14 protein-coding genes are annotated in these 14967 nt (G+C 41.1%); 9 read left to right on the top strand and 5 right to left on the bottom strand.

Features of this window, described 5'->3' with window-relative positions; all coding sequences use genetic code 11:
• Window positions 1–9: 9 nt before the first annotated feature.
• From gcvH to MHN81_RS01705, 4 genes are all read left to right on the top strand, one after another.
• Entirely contained in the window at window positions 10–399 is a 390-nt protein-coding gene (gcvH, locus tag MHN81_RS01720) for a glycine cleavage system protein GcvH (protein ID WP_023400829.1), read from the top strand.
• Between the two features lie 179 nt (window positions 400–578).
• Window positions 579–3476, top strand: a complete 2898-nt coding sequence (gene gcvP, locus MHN81_RS01715; protein WP_239424883.1) for an aminomethyl-transferring glycine dehydrogenase — start codon at window positions 579–581, stop codon at window positions 3474–3476.
• A gap of 358 nt (window positions 3477–3834) precedes the next feature.
• Window positions 3835–4260, top strand: coding sequence for a thioesterase family protein (locus MHN81_RS01710; RefSeq protein WP_239424882.1), 426 nt, complete (start codon window positions 3835–3837; stop codon window positions 4258–4260).
• A 157-nt stretch (window positions 4261–4417) separates the two neighbouring features.
• Window positions 4418–5410, top strand: coding sequence for a fatty acid desaturase (locus tag MHN81_RS01705; protein ID WP_239424881.1), 993 nt, complete (start codon window positions 4418–4420; stop codon window positions 5408–5410).
• Between the two features lie 224 nt (window positions 5411–5634).
• On the opposite strand, the gene MHN81_RS01700 is transcribed toward MHN81_RS01705, so the two are convergent.
• A complete protein-coding gene (locus MHN81_RS01700) occupies window positions 5635–5949 on the bottom strand; it encodes a hypothetical protein (protein ID WP_023400833.1) in 315 nt (104 codons plus the stop codon).
• Window positions 5950–6536: 587 nt separating this feature from the next.
• Window positions 6537–7397, bottom strand: a complete 861-nt coding sequence (locus tag MHN81_RS01695; protein ID WP_023400834.1) for a hypothetical protein — start codon at window positions 7395–7397, stop codon at window positions 6537–6539.
• A gap of 705 nt (window positions 7398–8102) precedes the next feature.
• Between MHN81_RS01695 and MHN81_RS01690 the strand changes: the two genes are divergently transcribed.
• The 3 genes from MHN81_RS01690 (at window position 8103) to ppiC (ending at window position 9001) form a co-directional block, all read left to right on the top strand.
• Window positions 8103–8315, top strand: coding sequence for a hypothetical protein (locus MHN81_RS01690; RefSeq protein ID WP_023400835.1), 213 nt, complete (start codon window positions 8103–8105; stop codon window positions 8313–8315).
• Window positions 8316–8333: 18 nt separating this feature from the next.
• Window positions 8334–8498 carry a hypothetical protein gene (locus MHN81_RS01685; protein WP_023400836.1) on the top strand — a complete coding sequence of 55 codons (165 nt, stop codon included), beginning with the start codon at window positions 8334–8336 and terminating at the stop codon, window positions 8496–8498.
• Between the two features lie 224 nt (window positions 8499–8722).
• Entirely contained in the window at window positions 8723–9001 is a 279-nt protein-coding gene (ppiC, locus tag MHN81_RS01680; RefSeq protein WP_023400837.1) for a peptidylprolyl isomerase PpiC, read from the top strand.
• A gap of 145 nt (window positions 9002–9146) precedes the next feature.
• Here the strand turns inward: ppiC and MHN81_RS01675 are convergent, their stop codons facing one another.
• Together MHN81_RS01675 and MHN81_RS01670 are read right to left on the bottom strand one after the other, a co-directional pair.
• The gene (locus MHN81_RS01675; RefSeq protein WP_239424880.1) at window positions 9147–9695 is read right to left on the bottom strand and encodes a hypothetical protein; all 549 of its coding nucleotides are present in this window, start codon (window positions 9693–9695) and stop codon (window positions 9147–9149) included.
• 368 nt (window positions 9696–10063) lie between these two features.
• The gene (locus MHN81_RS01670) at window positions 10064–11083 is read right to left on the bottom strand and encodes a phospholipase D family protein (RefSeq protein WP_023400839.1); all 1020 of its coding nucleotides are present in this window, start codon (window positions 11081–11083) and stop codon (window positions 10064–10066) included.
• A gap of 539 nt (window positions 11084–11622) precedes the next feature.
• Between MHN81_RS01670 and MHN81_RS01665 the strand changes: the two genes are divergently transcribed.
• Window positions 11623–12315 carry a hypothetical protein gene (locus tag MHN81_RS01665; protein WP_023400840.1) on the top strand — a complete coding sequence of 231 codons (693 nt, stop codon included), beginning with the start codon at window positions 11623–11625 and terminating at the stop codon, window positions 12313–12315.
• A 104-nt stretch (window positions 12316–12419) separates the two neighbouring features.
• Entirely contained in the window at window positions 12420–13136 is a 717-nt protein-coding gene (locus MHN81_RS01660; RefSeq protein WP_239424879.1) for a transposase, read from the top strand.
• A gap of 16 nt (window positions 13137–13152) precedes the next feature.
• Here MHN81_RS01660 and MHN81_RS01655 read toward each other — a convergent pair whose 3' ends face one another.
• Window positions 13153–14934 carry an ABC transporter ATP-binding protein gene (locus MHN81_RS01655; protein WP_239424878.1) on the bottom strand — a complete coding sequence of 594 codons (1782 nt, stop codon included), beginning with the start codon at window positions 14932–14934 and terminating at the stop codon, window positions 13153–13155.
• Window positions 14935–14967: the final 33 nt, after the last annotated feature.

The raw sequence follows: 14967 nt of genomic DNA, 5'->3' as shown, positions 1-14967 counted from the left end.
GAACAAAAAATGAGCAACATTCCTAGCGAGTTAAAATACGCATCTTCACACGAATGGGTTCGCAGCGAAGGCGATGGTGTATTCACTGTAGGTATTACTGAGCATGCACAAGAGCTTCTAGGCGACATGGTATTTGTTGACCTACCTGACGTTGATGACGAAGTAGATGCTGGCGAAGACTGTGCAGTTGCTGAGTCTGTAAAAGCGGCTTCTGATATCTACGCACCAATCACTGGAACTATCGTTGAAATCAACGAAGAGCTAGAAGATTCACCAGAATCTGTTAACAACGACCCATATGGCGACGGTTGGTTATTCAAAGTTAAAGCGTCTGACGAGTCAGAGCTTGAAAACCTACTTGACCACGAAGGTTACAAAAACTCAATCGACGAAGACTAATTCGTTGTGTGATTAAAAGCCCCATTTTTTGGGGCTTTTGTTGTTAAATCAAACCGCTTTGGTTTGGTTAACGTTCAAAGCATTATTTGTGACTGCGTTACCAAGGCCTTTGTCTGGCAAAAATGTCAGGCATCAATGCAGGAACACCCATTTTATTTGGATCATAGGAATCTGGACTAATGTCAAACGCCAAATCTCTTGAACAATTAGAGCAAAAGCAAGACTTTATTCGTCGCCATATCGGCCCGAATGCCGCACAAGTAAGCGAGATGCTTGCTGAGCTTGGAGTATCAAGTGTTGAAGAGCTGATCGGTCAAACGGTACCTGACTCTATTCGTTTAGAAACAGGTCTTAAGATTGGTGAAAGCCGTACTGAAGTTGAAACGCTTAGCTACCTAAAATCAGTAGCAAGCCAAAACAAAGTATTTAAATCATACATCGGCCAAGGTTATCACCCAACACACGTGCCTAATGTTATTCTACGAAACGTGTTAGAAAACCCAGGTTGGTACACAGCGTATACGCCATACCAGCCAGAGATCGCACAAGGGCGTTTGGAGTCTCTTCTTAACTTCCAAACACTAACTATGGATGTGACAGGCCTAGATTTGGCAAGTGCATCTTTGCTTGATGAGTCTACAGCAGCGGCAGAGGCAATGGCCCTGGCTAAGCGTGTAGCAAAAGCGAAAAAAGCAAATACTTTCTTCATTGCAGATGACGTACACACTCAAACAATTGACGTAGTAAGCACCCGTGCTGAACAGTTTGGTTTTGACGTAGTTGTAGCGCCTGCAAGTGACGTTGCAAACCACGAAATCTTCGGTGCACTATTCCAGTACCCATCAACATCTGGTGAAGTGGTAGACCTCACAGACCTTATCGCACAAGTACAAGACAAAAAAGCGATTGCCTGTGTTGCGGCCGACATCATGAGCTTAATGCTATTAAAAGCGCCAGGTAAATTAGGTGCTGACGTGGTGCTTGGTTCTGCACAGCGTTTTGGTGTACCTATGGGCTACGGTGGTCCACACGCTGCATTCTTTGCAACACGTGACAAGTACAAGCGTTCACTGCCAGGTCGTATCATCGGTGTTTCTAAAGACCGTTTAGGCAACGACGCATTACGTATGGCGATGCAAACGCGTGAGCAGCACATTCGCCGTGAAAAAGCGAACTCAAACATTTGTACAGCGCAGGTACTGCTAGCGAACATGGCAGCATTCTACGCGGTATACCATGGCCCACAAGGCCTTAAGACGATTGCACAGCGTATCAACCGCTTTGCAAGCATCTTGGCTTCTGGCCTTAAATCAAAAGGCGTTGCGCTGAAGCACGACACTTGGTTTGATACCATCACAGTTGTAGCAGAAGAAGCAGACAAAAACGCCGTTGTAGCACGTGCAGTTGCAAACGAAGTGAACTTTGCAATTAACCATGCAGGCGAGTACTCAATCGCACTGAATGAGACAACAACACGCGCTGACATCACAGAATTATTCGACATTATCCTTGGCGAAGGTCACGGTCTTGATGTGGCTGCGCTTGACGCAGAGGTTGCGGCAAACGGCATCACAGGTATTCCAGCAAGCTTGGTACGTGATGACGAAATCCTTACCCATTCAAACTTTAATGAGTATCACAGCGAAACTGAAATGCTGCGTTACATCAAGCGTTTAGAGAACAAAGATTTAGCATTGAACCACTCAATGATCTCTTTGGGCTCTTGTACTATGAAGCTAAACGCGACAGCGGAGATGATCCCAGTAACCTGGCCTGAATTCGCTGAGCTTCACCCATTCTGTCCACTTGAGCAAGCACAAGGTTATCAAACAATGATGACTGAACTGCACGACTGGCTTGTAAATATCACAGGCTACGATGCAGTTTCACTACAGCCAAACTCAGGTGCACAAGGCGAATACGCGGGTCTTATCGCGATCCGTAAATACCATGAATCACGTGGTGAAGGTCACCGTAACGTATGCTTGATCCCAAGCTCTGCACACGGTACTAACCCAGCGTCTGCACAAATGGCAAGCATGAAGGTTGTGGTTGTTGGATGTGACGACAAAGGTAACATTGACCTTGACGACTTACGTGCAAAAGCAGAAGAAGTGTCTGAGAACCTATCTTGCATCATGGTTACTTACCCGTCTACACACGGTGTATACGAAGAGACTATCCGTGAAGTATGTGATGTTGTTCACCAGCACGGCGGTCAAGTATACATGGACGGCGCGAACATGAATGCGCAAGTTGGTGTAACAAGTCCTGGTTTCATCGGCTCTGACGTATCGCACTTGAACCTACACAAAACATTCTGTATCCCACACGGTGGTGGTGGTCCAGGTGTTGGTCCTATCGGTGTTAAATCGCACCTTGCGCCATTTATGCCTAACCACAGCATCATCAATGTTGCGGGCACCACAGAGGGCAACGGTGCAGTATCTGCAGCGCCGTATGGCTCAGCGGCAATTCTACCTATCTCATGGGCATACATTGCCATGATGGGCAGCGAAGGTCTTAAGCAAGCAACTGAAATGGCAATTGTGAACGCGAACTACCTAACGGCTAAGTTAGCGGATCACTACCCAGTGCTATATCGCGGCCGTAACGATCGTGTTGCACACGAGTGTATTGTTGACTTACGTCCACTTAAAGAAGCATCTGGCATTACTGAAATGGATGTGGCGAAGCGTCTTATGGACTATGGCTTCCATGCACCGACCATGTCGTTCCCAGTTGCAGGCACGTTAATGATCGAGCCAACTGAGTCTGAGTCTAAGGTTGAAATTGACCGCTTTATCGAAGCGATGATCTCAATCCGTAAAGAGATTGCTAAGGTTGAGTCTGGTGAGTGGTCTGTTGAGAACAACCCACTAGTGTTTGCACCGCATACACAAGCTGACGTACTAGGCAACGAGTGGGAGCGTGCATATGACCGCTTCTATGCTGCATTCCCAGTACCAGCGGTAGCGAAAGACAAGTTCTGGCCAACGGTAACGCGTATCGATGACGTATACGGTGACCGTAACCTTATCTGTTCATGTCCAGCTGTTGAGACATATGCAGAGTAATTGATATCTGATTGTCGGGAAAAATCCTGACATGGATTTTGATTTGAAAACCGCCTTAAGAAATTAAGGCGGTTTTTTTGTGGGTGAGTTTTGGGGTTCTTACTTTCGTCATCCTGACGGAGGTCAGGGGTCATTTTGCAGAGGTGCTAGGCTCAGCTGCAATCCTAATCAAAGGGGTCAGAGTAATCAAAGGGGTCAGAGTAATTGATTCTTTAGAATACAAATCTTCTCGATTTAACTTTGATACCAAATTAATAAGACAACTCCCTATAGTTAAACCCTTCGCACAAACTCACCTTGCTGCTGGTACGATGAGTTGTTACTCTCAAAATAAATAATCATAATTTGAGATAAGGTCATGCAGGAGTTTTTCGAAAAGTTTGCAATTAACACAAAAATTAATGTGGTATGGGGTGAAATGGATGCATTGGGGCATGTGAATAACGTGTCGTACTTTCGTTATTTCGAAACCGCACGCATTGATTTTTTAAAACAAACAGGCTTACTTTCTATTTTATCTGAACCCAGCCATAGCCCGGTTCTACGTGATACTTATGCGCAATACAAACGACCGGTGACTTTTCCTGATACTTTGTATATTGGTTCATATATTACTGACATCAAAGAAGATCGTTTTACCATGCGCTACGAGGCGTTGAGTGAATTACAGCAAGCAATATGTACAACAGGGTACGCAACTGTGGTGATGTTTAATATGAAAACGGGACAAAAAGCGCCCATTCCAGGCGATATGCTGACGATACTTAAGCAATACGAGATGTAAGTCAATGGGGTCAGAGTATTTCGATCCTGCTTTCAATTGACCCGCTACTTTTGTCTGGATACGTTGGGGAAGGCGTAACGTGAATTTCAAAAACCGTTTACTCTAACCCCATTGATTCCGGTATGATTCTAATATCAACTATTTAGTACAGCTATCAATGTCAAAATTAACAGCGAATCAGAATATCAATGCGATAGTGACAGCGATTAAAGCCGAAGAGTCATCGCTAAGAGGGCGTTACCCTATTCTTAAGCAGCAAAACAGCATTGCGATGGTGATTTTTCTGTTGTCATTATGCTCCTTTATTGGCGTTGTGACGCTTTATTATTTCGCCGTTGTGCCTGCGTGGCTGTGCGTTATTTTAGTTGCCTTTATTACTTCTATTGGCCATGAACTAGAGCATGACCTGCTCCACAAGCAGTATTTTAATCAGCATCCATTTATACATAACTTTATGATGCTAATTGTTTGGTTGATGCGACCAAACACTGTGAACCCTTGGTATCGCAGGAAGATCCACTTACATCATCATAAAGTCTCTGGTACTCCACAAGACTTAGAGGAGCGCCTAGTGGGTAATGGTATTAAGTCTCCATTTTTGAGAGCGGTTGTGGTAGCTGATGGGCTGCTGGGTTTATTGATCAATTCAAAGCGTTTTAGTAAAGAAATACGTGACTTTAAGTTTTTTCAGGTCTTTAATGCAGGTGTTCCGCTGGCGACGGCTTACTTTGCAATCTTACATAGTGTGATTGTTTATTATGTGCTGCAATTTATTCACCCATTTGAATTACCTGCATGGGGAATGGAGTTACTTGCAGTTGCTGAGTTCTTGATGGTGGTACTGATAGTACCAAATATTATTCGTTCAACCTCTCTTAATTTAATTACTTCTTCAATGCACTACTATGGTGGTGTGAGTAATGTGCTAGAGCAAACGCATGTGATCACGAGTCGCTGGTTTTTACCTTTTCAATTATTTTGTTTCGATTTTGGCCGTACACATACCATTCATCACTTTGTACCGAATCAACCCTTTTATATTCGGCAATTGATAAGCAAAAAAATACGGCCAATTATGGTCCAGCACGGAGTACGTTTTAATGACTTACAAAGCTTAAAGCGTGCGAATGAGTACTCAGGAAAAGAGTAGAGTAGTCGACCTTTGTGTTAGTCAATCAAAGGGGTCAGAGTCATATGAACCCTTTCAAAATACTCGCTTTAATTGCTTACTTTGAATGACCAACAGCCCGCATCGTCATTGTTCAAATGAAGTTGGTAATCCCAAATAACATGAACGATCAACGACTCTGACCCCACAGTTTCATTGTTTTAAGAGAGTGCTCTCGCTGCGCTCATAGTCATAAACTCTTTGCGCTAGTGCACGGTAATAGGCAAGTCATTAACCACCAATGACTGGCCATTTTTCTGGGCGCGCTGAAAACTAGATATCAAAACGTCATTGGACAAAGTATTGATATCATCAACCTCTTCAACCATGCAAAACGTGATGGAGTCCCAACCTAAATCTTTGATAAAGGTTTTAAGGTTGTTGATATTATCTTTGTAGTTTTTATCGGTCGTTAACAGGCCGATAGAGTGCTTGTTGCCGAGTTTGTATTTACTTTGATCTGTGGTCGAGCATTTTGCGTAGCCGCTCAATACATACACGGTATTTGTGCTTTCATTCATGGTGGTGACATCACTCAATTTAAATTTTTTTCTTAGTGAGTTTTTGATGCATTTTTTAAACCAAGCTTTCTACGTAGCGCGAGATTACTTTGCTAGGCCTTGAAAGTAGTGGGCAAAATATTTTTATTCGAGGTCAAATCCACCTAATGTGTCAATTTTTTGCTAGATACAGCCTTTCTATCAGGGGAGTCAGCGCATTGAAGCTTGAGTAGCAAGCGTTCACTATGAAATCAATAACCCTGACCCCATTGAGATTGGCAATATCAGGAGTCCCTGACAAGCCTTATTGTGTTAAAAAATGATATGCGACGATGTCACACCATTAAAGCTCTCCGATGTGAGTAGGACGATTTGACACGTGACGATAGTGAGTATTAAGTCGTTTTTTATCTATACCTACATCGATATCTGAGCTCTTTAATTTGTAGATAGTGTGCGCGGAGTTGATGGGGTAATCGCATGATGTCGTTTCTAAGGCTTTATGCTAAGCATGCCATTAAATTACGATTTCAGGATGCTCCACTCTCTGTTTACGCTCGTATGTAATCGACTTTTGCTTCTATCTCTAAGATTCATATAGTTGGCCGCTATTTTTTATTACCGAGTTCTATCCATAGCTCTTTATCATCAGTCAGTGTGGACTTAGGTAGAAACGGATTATCTATGGTCAATATCGTTTTATCGTCCCATTTGCTAAGGGGAAACAAATGCTTGGTCGTAGGGTGAGTTTGGATATATTGATCAAAGCTTCCATCTTTGATTGCCAGCATTAAGCCCGACTTCAGATCATCAATGAGCTGCGTGTTGTTTTTATGAGTAAAAAAATACATTGGGAACCGATAGTGCAAAATAACATCATCAAATACCATTAACTTAGGCATGATTTTTTTTCGACTTTCTACTTCAGAGAAGGCTTCATTGATCCCTCTGGGAAAGGCTTTACACCTATCTGCATAGACTTGCTTAAACATGTTTTCATATACGACGTTGGTGATCACGCTAAGGCCCGCCGCTAGCATGATGTCTGTATCAGGCCAGTGCTGCCCTTGACACAAAGTGGTATTTTTTAGCGATTTTAAAGATTTGATTTGAGAAAAGAATTGTTCACTATCTTGATGAATAGTAAAAACTCGATACCCGAGTAGCCCTTTAATCAGTGGAATGGGCACCACGCCCAATTCTGACTCTCTTTGCTGGTTGGTACCTGCCCAGTACAAGTCAATTAAACGATTAGACTGCAGTTCAAAGAGCGCTCTGTCCTGCACCATATAAGGTGAAAATTGAATCCTAATTGGTTTATTGAGTTTATCAAAAGCCAGCTCTATGAGTCCCACATAGTAATTATGGGTACTATCATACTCTGACTGACTGCCTCGAACGCGAATTGTTTCTGTCGCAATAGACGCCTGGCTTACTAGCAATAACCAAATAAGTATGAGCCTGTACATTGGTCTCTCATCATTGTCGCCCAATACTACTAGCGTAGTGCATCTTTTGAAATTGCGTTGTGTTCATCTGATTATTTACTTTTTACTAGCTGGTGCCTTGTCTTGTGAATTTCAAGGATCAAAGGGGTCAGAGTCGCTGATCCCATTCAAAACACTTGTCTGGAATCAATGATCTAATACCCAAACCGTGAGTTGCGTTACAATCCTTATCGAGGTCAATAAGTGTAAAGCATAAATTTAATCAACGACTCTGACCCCATTGATACTGTGATCAAAGAAGTCAGAGTCGCTGATCCTATTAAAATATTTGGCACGAGGCCATGATTTAATATCCAAAGCTTGATCTGCGCTACAACTCTGAAAGAGGTCAACAAGTGTAAACCATAAATTTAATCAATGACTCTGACCCCATTGATAGAGTCGCGAGAAATTTTATTTTGTTAGTATCTCTGTTCAAAATTACTTGTTTTGGCATACATCGATACTAACAATACGCAACGGCACAGAAAGTATGAGTTTTACAGACATTCCTTACTTCAGAGAAATTCAGATAAAGCGTGACAATATAGAGAGTTTCGAGGTTTGCCCTTTTAATATTCCTACGATTAGAGAGCTAGATTACTTAGAATTTCATTCCGAATTTATCTTTTTTTAGGGGGAAGTGAGCCGGGTAAGTCTACACTCATCGAGGCGATTGCGGAGGCTATGGGGCTTAACGCTGAAGGTGGCACTAAGCAGTCAACATTCACTACCCATAAAATCCATTCGTCACTCTATGAGTATCTCAAGGCAACTAAAAGTATTAAGCACCCAAGAGACGGGTACTTTCTTCGAGCTGAGAGCTTTTACAACCTCGCGACGCTTATGGGTGAAGTGGGGAGCCAGAGTGGCTATGGCGGTAAATCTCTGCATCAGTAATCACACGGAGAATCATTTATGGCGACCCATTCGCCAGTATTGTTGGTATACCCAAGGGCAAAAATTTATCACTTCTCACAGATAGGTATAAGTGAAGTCAAATACGAAGATCCTGATCACTATGCAATTACAAAGGATTTTTTGAATCATCAAGAGCAGGTGACGAAAGTGCTGATGGAATAATAAACTGATCAAAGGGAGCGATGAATGCGGAGTCAATTGTATTTGCAGCTAAATTTTAGGGGTCGACCTTTTTTGTCTTCTGCTGCAATAACGACTAAGCCATAACTTGGCCTTTATTCCTTTCATTTCGATTTAGTATCCTAGTGCTCATCTTTCACAACGTATTGGTGTATTATTGCATTTAATTATTAGTGCAATAATTTACACAGTGAGCATAGAGTCATATGGCCAATACAGCGCATGCATTACACATATTGGTAAAGCATAAAGAGCAAGCGGAAGATATTCTCAAACAGCTAAAAAAAGGAGCAAAGTTTCAAACTTTAGCGAAGAAGCATTCAACCTGCCCATCAGGTAAGAAGGGTGGAGACTTAGGTGAGTTTAGGCGCGGCACCATGGTACCTCAATTTGATAAAGTTTGTTTTTCTTGTGAAGTACTTACTCCGCAGCTGGTTAAAACTAAATTTGGTTGGCATATCATTAAAGTGTTGTACCGCACTTAAATAAGCTCAAAAGGCTTAGAGTTTTATTTAAAATGAAAACGCAGTGGCCTTGTCATAAAACACTCTGCGTTAGACACTTTTCAAAAAGATCGCAGCTTCATTGATTGTGGCCAACGAAGCTAGCGTCTAACGCGGTTAAATATCTTTATTCCGTTGCGGTTTTTGGCGCCTTTAAACGGATGATGAGTGGTTTGATACAGAAATGTGCAAAAACAGATACCACGACAAATATCACCACGCCAACAAATGGGATCATAGGGCCTGTAAAATAGGCTCCACCTAAAACGTAACCGACAATCGCTTCAATTCGGTATAAAGGCAAGAACAGCGAAATAAATGTGATAGCCATTAATATAGACAGTGCTGCGGTTGAATAACCTAGGCTAAAAATAGTCGACTGGGCAATACTAATAACTAACATGGCTAAAAAACTTATGTAAGCCGCTTTATGAAATTTGGAGCGGTCCTGATTATCTTGTAAATGCTGACTTCTTTTTTCAATACTGTAAGCGGTGATCCATACCAAAAATGGTAAGATCACAAGGCCCCACCAATTCGACAAACCTGGCATATCCTCTCGAGCTAAAAAGTGATGGGTGACGACACCGCCATTTAAGCTTTCCCATATTAAAAGGGCGATTTGACACACAATAGCAGTTGCCATTAGGTAGTTTCTTATTGTTTTTATGTCCATAACATAGTTCCTTATTTTATTCAGTAAGTGCATAGCCATATTGAGCAATAAGCGCACCAAATATAAAGTCTATAATTTTCAATGTTTTATCGTTGATTTGAGCATGGATATTGTTGTTAGCTACCAATTATTAGTGATTTTAATGAATAAGTGGTGTGAATTGGCATGGTCATAATCAAAGGGGTCAGAGTCGTTGATTCATAAAATAGAAAGCGATTCGCGCGCACAATTGATATCCAAGTAAACACTTGGACTTTGTACTTCATAAACAGGTATGAAATCTCTTTGCTTTACTTTGTTCAAAAGCAGCTTTGCACGGTCAGGTTCTTCGAATTCGGATCTGTGTGTAATGCATTTTTTCGGGAACACTATGCCAATTTTTGTAAGTTATGTTCAAAGTGAGCCATAACTTTGTCTCTCAAAGTGCCATATTTATCAGCGCTGATATCAAGAAATGTAGGTTGAACGGCCTGATCTGGTATTTCTATCACGAATCTATCATCTTTAGGTGTTAGCCACCTGACAGGTATTCTCCATTCATTTGTTGATGTAGACTTTTTAAGCGCTTGCTCGGGGATAACTTTGTTGGCCCTTTCTAGGGCTTCTCCTATTGCAATTACTCCGGTTTTTTTGGCGTAAAGAAAGATAATGTCGCCAGGTACTACTCTTTTCATGTGATCTACATATCTGTAGCTTTCCCAAGCAATTGCATGTTCACTGGCAAGCATTAATTCCTCATCCAAATAACTGCCATCTTTGCTTCGTTCGCTGTACTTTCGATTGCTATTACAAATAAAAAAATTAGATTTTTTATAATTGTGATGTTCAAATTTTGCTTGTCGATAATTGATTTTCAATTGATGGTAGTCGTTTTGAATTTTCTTTATTTCTAGCGCTGTTTGTTGGTGTTTACTTTGGAAACCAATCAAGTTTTCAAGTATATCGCTTGTTAGTGGCGTGGCTTTGAACCATAGGTTTGCGTACCACTTTACTAACTCAGAAACTTGAGGGGAGTCACTGCTTACACCTACTTCGAGATTGTTTTCCATTGCGTTGCGAGTGAAGTTTGCCGAAGTAATAACAAACTTGTTGTGGTCGAATATATAAACTTTAGGGTGAAAGTGGTTATTGTCTGGGTCTAGTAATCGAATTTCGATACCTTGTTTAAATAGTAAGGCAATAGCGTCCAAACATACTGAGCCACTCAAAATATCATTTGCAGATATTGATGTGAGGATCCGAACTTTTACATTCTTTTTTTGTTCAAGCAGCGCTGTCTCAGTTAGGTATGCTGTTGCAATATCAATACTCTTTTTAGAATTAGAAATAAGGCTCTGCAGTTTTTGTTTATGCTTTCTCACATTGCCATCTTCAATTAAAATATCCATAACCTTTTTCTAGTTCCTTGTTTTGCAATTGCTTTGTGGCAATGTATCAAAAATAATATATAAAAGTAACGTTCAATCAAAGAGGAGTGTAAAAAGCTTAAACCTGTTATCAATAAGGAGTTTGTTGTCGTGATGAAAAGGTTAGGATTAAATAATCAATGACTCTGACCCCATTGATTTTAAAGGTTGGTACTCAAAGTCATGCTGTCATGTAGTATCGCTTTGGCTCTTCGTCCAATTTTTAATTTTTTAATATGCAAATTTGTTGAACAACTGCTGATGTTGTGGCGCTTTCTACAATCTACTTAGATGCACCTGTTATTATTTTATTCGAAATTTAAATTGCTCTATTTGTAATGTTAAATTGCATGTCGTTTAATAATTTTATGATTGTAATAATGCTTTGCGCAGAAATAATCACATCACTTGTGCTAAAACGGATTGTTCTTGTGAGCGTGTGAGTTTGCGCTATTTTTTATACTCTAATATTTTTTAATTTAGCTAATTATTCGCATATGGCTATCAAGGATTGGAGCAAAATGATGGAAATTAATCGAAGCCGCAATGTTACTAGTCAGCCAGCGCCCACCCGAGGTGAGCAGCCTGCACTTAAACAACAATTGAAAGGTTCACAGTTGCAACTTGAAGTGCCTTTAAATTCGGCAAAAGTGACTATGCAAACACATGTTCGTGTGAGCAAAGAGGATGTTAAAACGGCTGAAGACGAGGCAAAAAGAATCACCCTTGCATATGTTGATGCAATGGAAAAAACTCACAAAGCACTGAAGACAAGTCTGAGTGAATTTGAGAAGTTTAAAACAGAACAAGCAAACAAAAACCCAAAATTGGACTTGAGTGATTTGGATTTGTATCAAGACAAAGAAGGGGATTTAAAGCTGAACAGTGGCAAGCTTTCTGCCTCGCAGATAACTGACTTAGAAACAGCACTGTCGGGTAACGAGAAATTGAAAGACGCATTTACTCAACTACACAGCGGAATTGTTGAGGGCTTACAGCTTAAAGATTCGTATCAGTATGCTGATTTGAATGCGTCTTCGTTAAATGGCTCAATCAGATTAAATGAACTGACTGAACAATACAGTAAACAATTCCACTTTGAAGGCTTTGGACAGGAATATAAAACCCTTTCTGAGCGCTTAGATGTTGATGCTGGGTTGTTTGGCCACTTTTTATTTGAAGCGATGAACCCGAAAATACGCACATTTGCATAGGTGACATTAAAGAACAAAGGGGTCAGAGTCGCTGAACTCTTCACAAATTTTGAATAAAAGTAATGAATTACCGTAGCCACAATAGCTAAAGGATTAGTGACAACATGGCGAGATTACCAAGATTGAACCTACCTCATATACCGCAGCATGTTGTTCAGCGAGGCAACAACCGACAAGCGACGTTTGTTAATACAAAAGACTATACGGTTTATTTAGATAAACTAAAACAATATGCTAATGAATATGGTGTGAAAGTTCATGCATATGTTTTGATGACGAATCATGTTCATTTACTGCTGACTCCAACAACGGCAAATGGTACGAGCAAATTAATGCAGTCTTTAGGGCGCTATTATGTTCGATATTTTAATACCACCTACCAAAGAACCGGCACTTTATGGGAAGGGCGTTATAAGTCGACGTTAGTGGATACTGAGCGGTACTTTTTACTTGTGAGTCGCTATATTGAATTGAACCCAGTTAGGGCTGGTATGGTGTCGGAACCTGCGAAATATACTTGGTCAAGTTATCATCATAACGCATTGGGAAAAAACATTTGCTTACTGACAGAGCATGATGTTTATTTGGCTCTGGGTTTATCTTCTCAAAAAAGGCAGGCAAACTACCGAGCTTTGTTTGTTGACGAGATCCCAGCAAAAGCGCTGACAGAAATTCACGCAGCGACAAATAAAATGTGGGTGCTCGGCAGCAAGCAGTTTAAGCAACATATAGAAATGTTGTCAGGTAGACGCTCGACTCCTTTGCCCCGTGGCGGCGATAGAAGGTCAGAAAGTTACAAAAAGCAAAAAGACAATCAATAACTCTGACCCCATTGATTTAGATGATATCAGCTGGTTTTGTATCTCTGACAATTTTACCGTCCTTGATTTCAATAATGCGATCCATCATGGTGAGTACATCGTAAGAGTGGGCGATTGAAATGACGGTTTTCCCCTTCATGAGCACTTTGAGGGTTTCGATAAACTCAGTTTTTAAAGCTGGATCAAGCGCACTGGTTGCTTCATCGAGCAGGAGTATTTTTTTATTTCTCAGTATTGCTCTGGCAAATGCCAGACGTTGACGTTGACCGCCAGATAGTTGTCCGCCATTTTCCCCGATAAAAGCAGACAAGCCACGACGGCCTCGCGCATCTTGATAGCTGTCAACAAAATTTAAGGCGTTGGCCATGTCAAGAGCATGCCTTACCGATGCCTTGCTCACGTTATTTAAGCCAAAAGCGACGTTCTCAAAAATACTCTGATTAAAAAGACCAATATCTTGATTTAAAAAACTTATTTCACTACAGATGCTTTCGGTTGAATAGTCTTCGATATTTTTACCATCAATATAAATGGCTCCTTCTTCAATTTCATCAATACCAGAGAGCATATTGAGCAAAGAAGACTTACCGGAACCAGAAGGGCCGATGATCCCGACTTTTTCACCCGCTTTTATTTTTAAAGAGAAGTCAGTGAATAATGGTGCTTTGTTTTCATAGGCAAACTCGACATTTTTAAACGTAATTTTGCCTCTTGCAGCATGGAAATTTCCCTCCTCTTCGATGAGCTCTACTTCTTCAAGAAACTCATTGATCAGCTCTCTGCCGACGGTCACTTGGCCCCAAGAAACAAAAAAGGCGTCAAACTCATCTTGGCACCATTCTGAGAGGGATATTACCCGATAGACTAACGCTAAGACCATGGAAAACTCGCCGATTGAGAGCGTGCCCTCCATCCATAGCTTTAAGCACATCCCGCCTGTCCCAACAAGTAACAATCCGTTGAGTAAACCTACCACAGAGGCAAAACTTGAAAAAACTCGATATTCCTTCGCGACGACTCTGCGATGTCGAGAGGCCCATTTTTCAGCGAATTTTTGTTCGTATTCTTTATTAGATAACATTTTCACTGTTCGAATACGCGCAAAGCGTTCTGTGAATTTACCGGTTATTTCGGCGCAACTCTCAGCTTCTAGACGGTTAGTTGTTTTGGCTTTGGGGATCCATTGCCCCATCAATAATACTAAAAACAGGCCAGTCCAAATAAGGAATGGGACGGTAAGCCATCCATCGATATTGCCCACGTAAACAAGTAGCGCGCCAATAAAAGCCAAGATAAAGCCAGCGAAACCACAAAACTGTAAAACCACATCAATGATGGCTTCGGACGTATCGACAATCACAATGGCTGTAGCCCCCGGATCGTCCTCTTCGTGGTAGCTCGCCGGTGTGCCTATTAATGTTCGGTATAGCTTAATGATGGTATTTTTTTGTAAGTTTGGGCCGAGCAACTGATGAAAAACAAGATTCTTAATCAGGGTAATAGTCGGAATAACAACGGCAATCGCAATAGCAATGAAGATTAAATCATGCCCTTTGTCGTTGAGTTGTGATTGATTGCCTGCATTATCTAACCAATCGACTAACGAGCCTAAAAAATCATAGGTCACAATTTGTAAAATCCCGCCGAATAAGGCAATGACGAATGCGATAGCTATCCAACTGGAAAACTCTTTTGAGCACTGCTGAATAAATAAAAGATTGTGTTTAGCTTGGTATAACTGGCTGTCAAAAGAGTCTTTTTGGCCTATTTTTTCAAATCGTTTATATAATGATTTCATCGCTTTATGCTGTATCTATATGTATCAAACAGA

Origin of the sequence: Pseudoalteromonas sp. Of7M-16, assembly GCF_022347805.1 — a bacterium.
Lineage (GTDB): Bacteria > Pseudomonadota > Gammaproteobacteria > Enterobacterales > Alteromonadaceae > Pseudoalteromonas > Pseudoalteromonas luteoviolacea_F.
The sequence above is the reverse complement of the archived record's forward strand: the minus strand, read 5'-3'. Positions and strand labels throughout refer to the sequence as shown.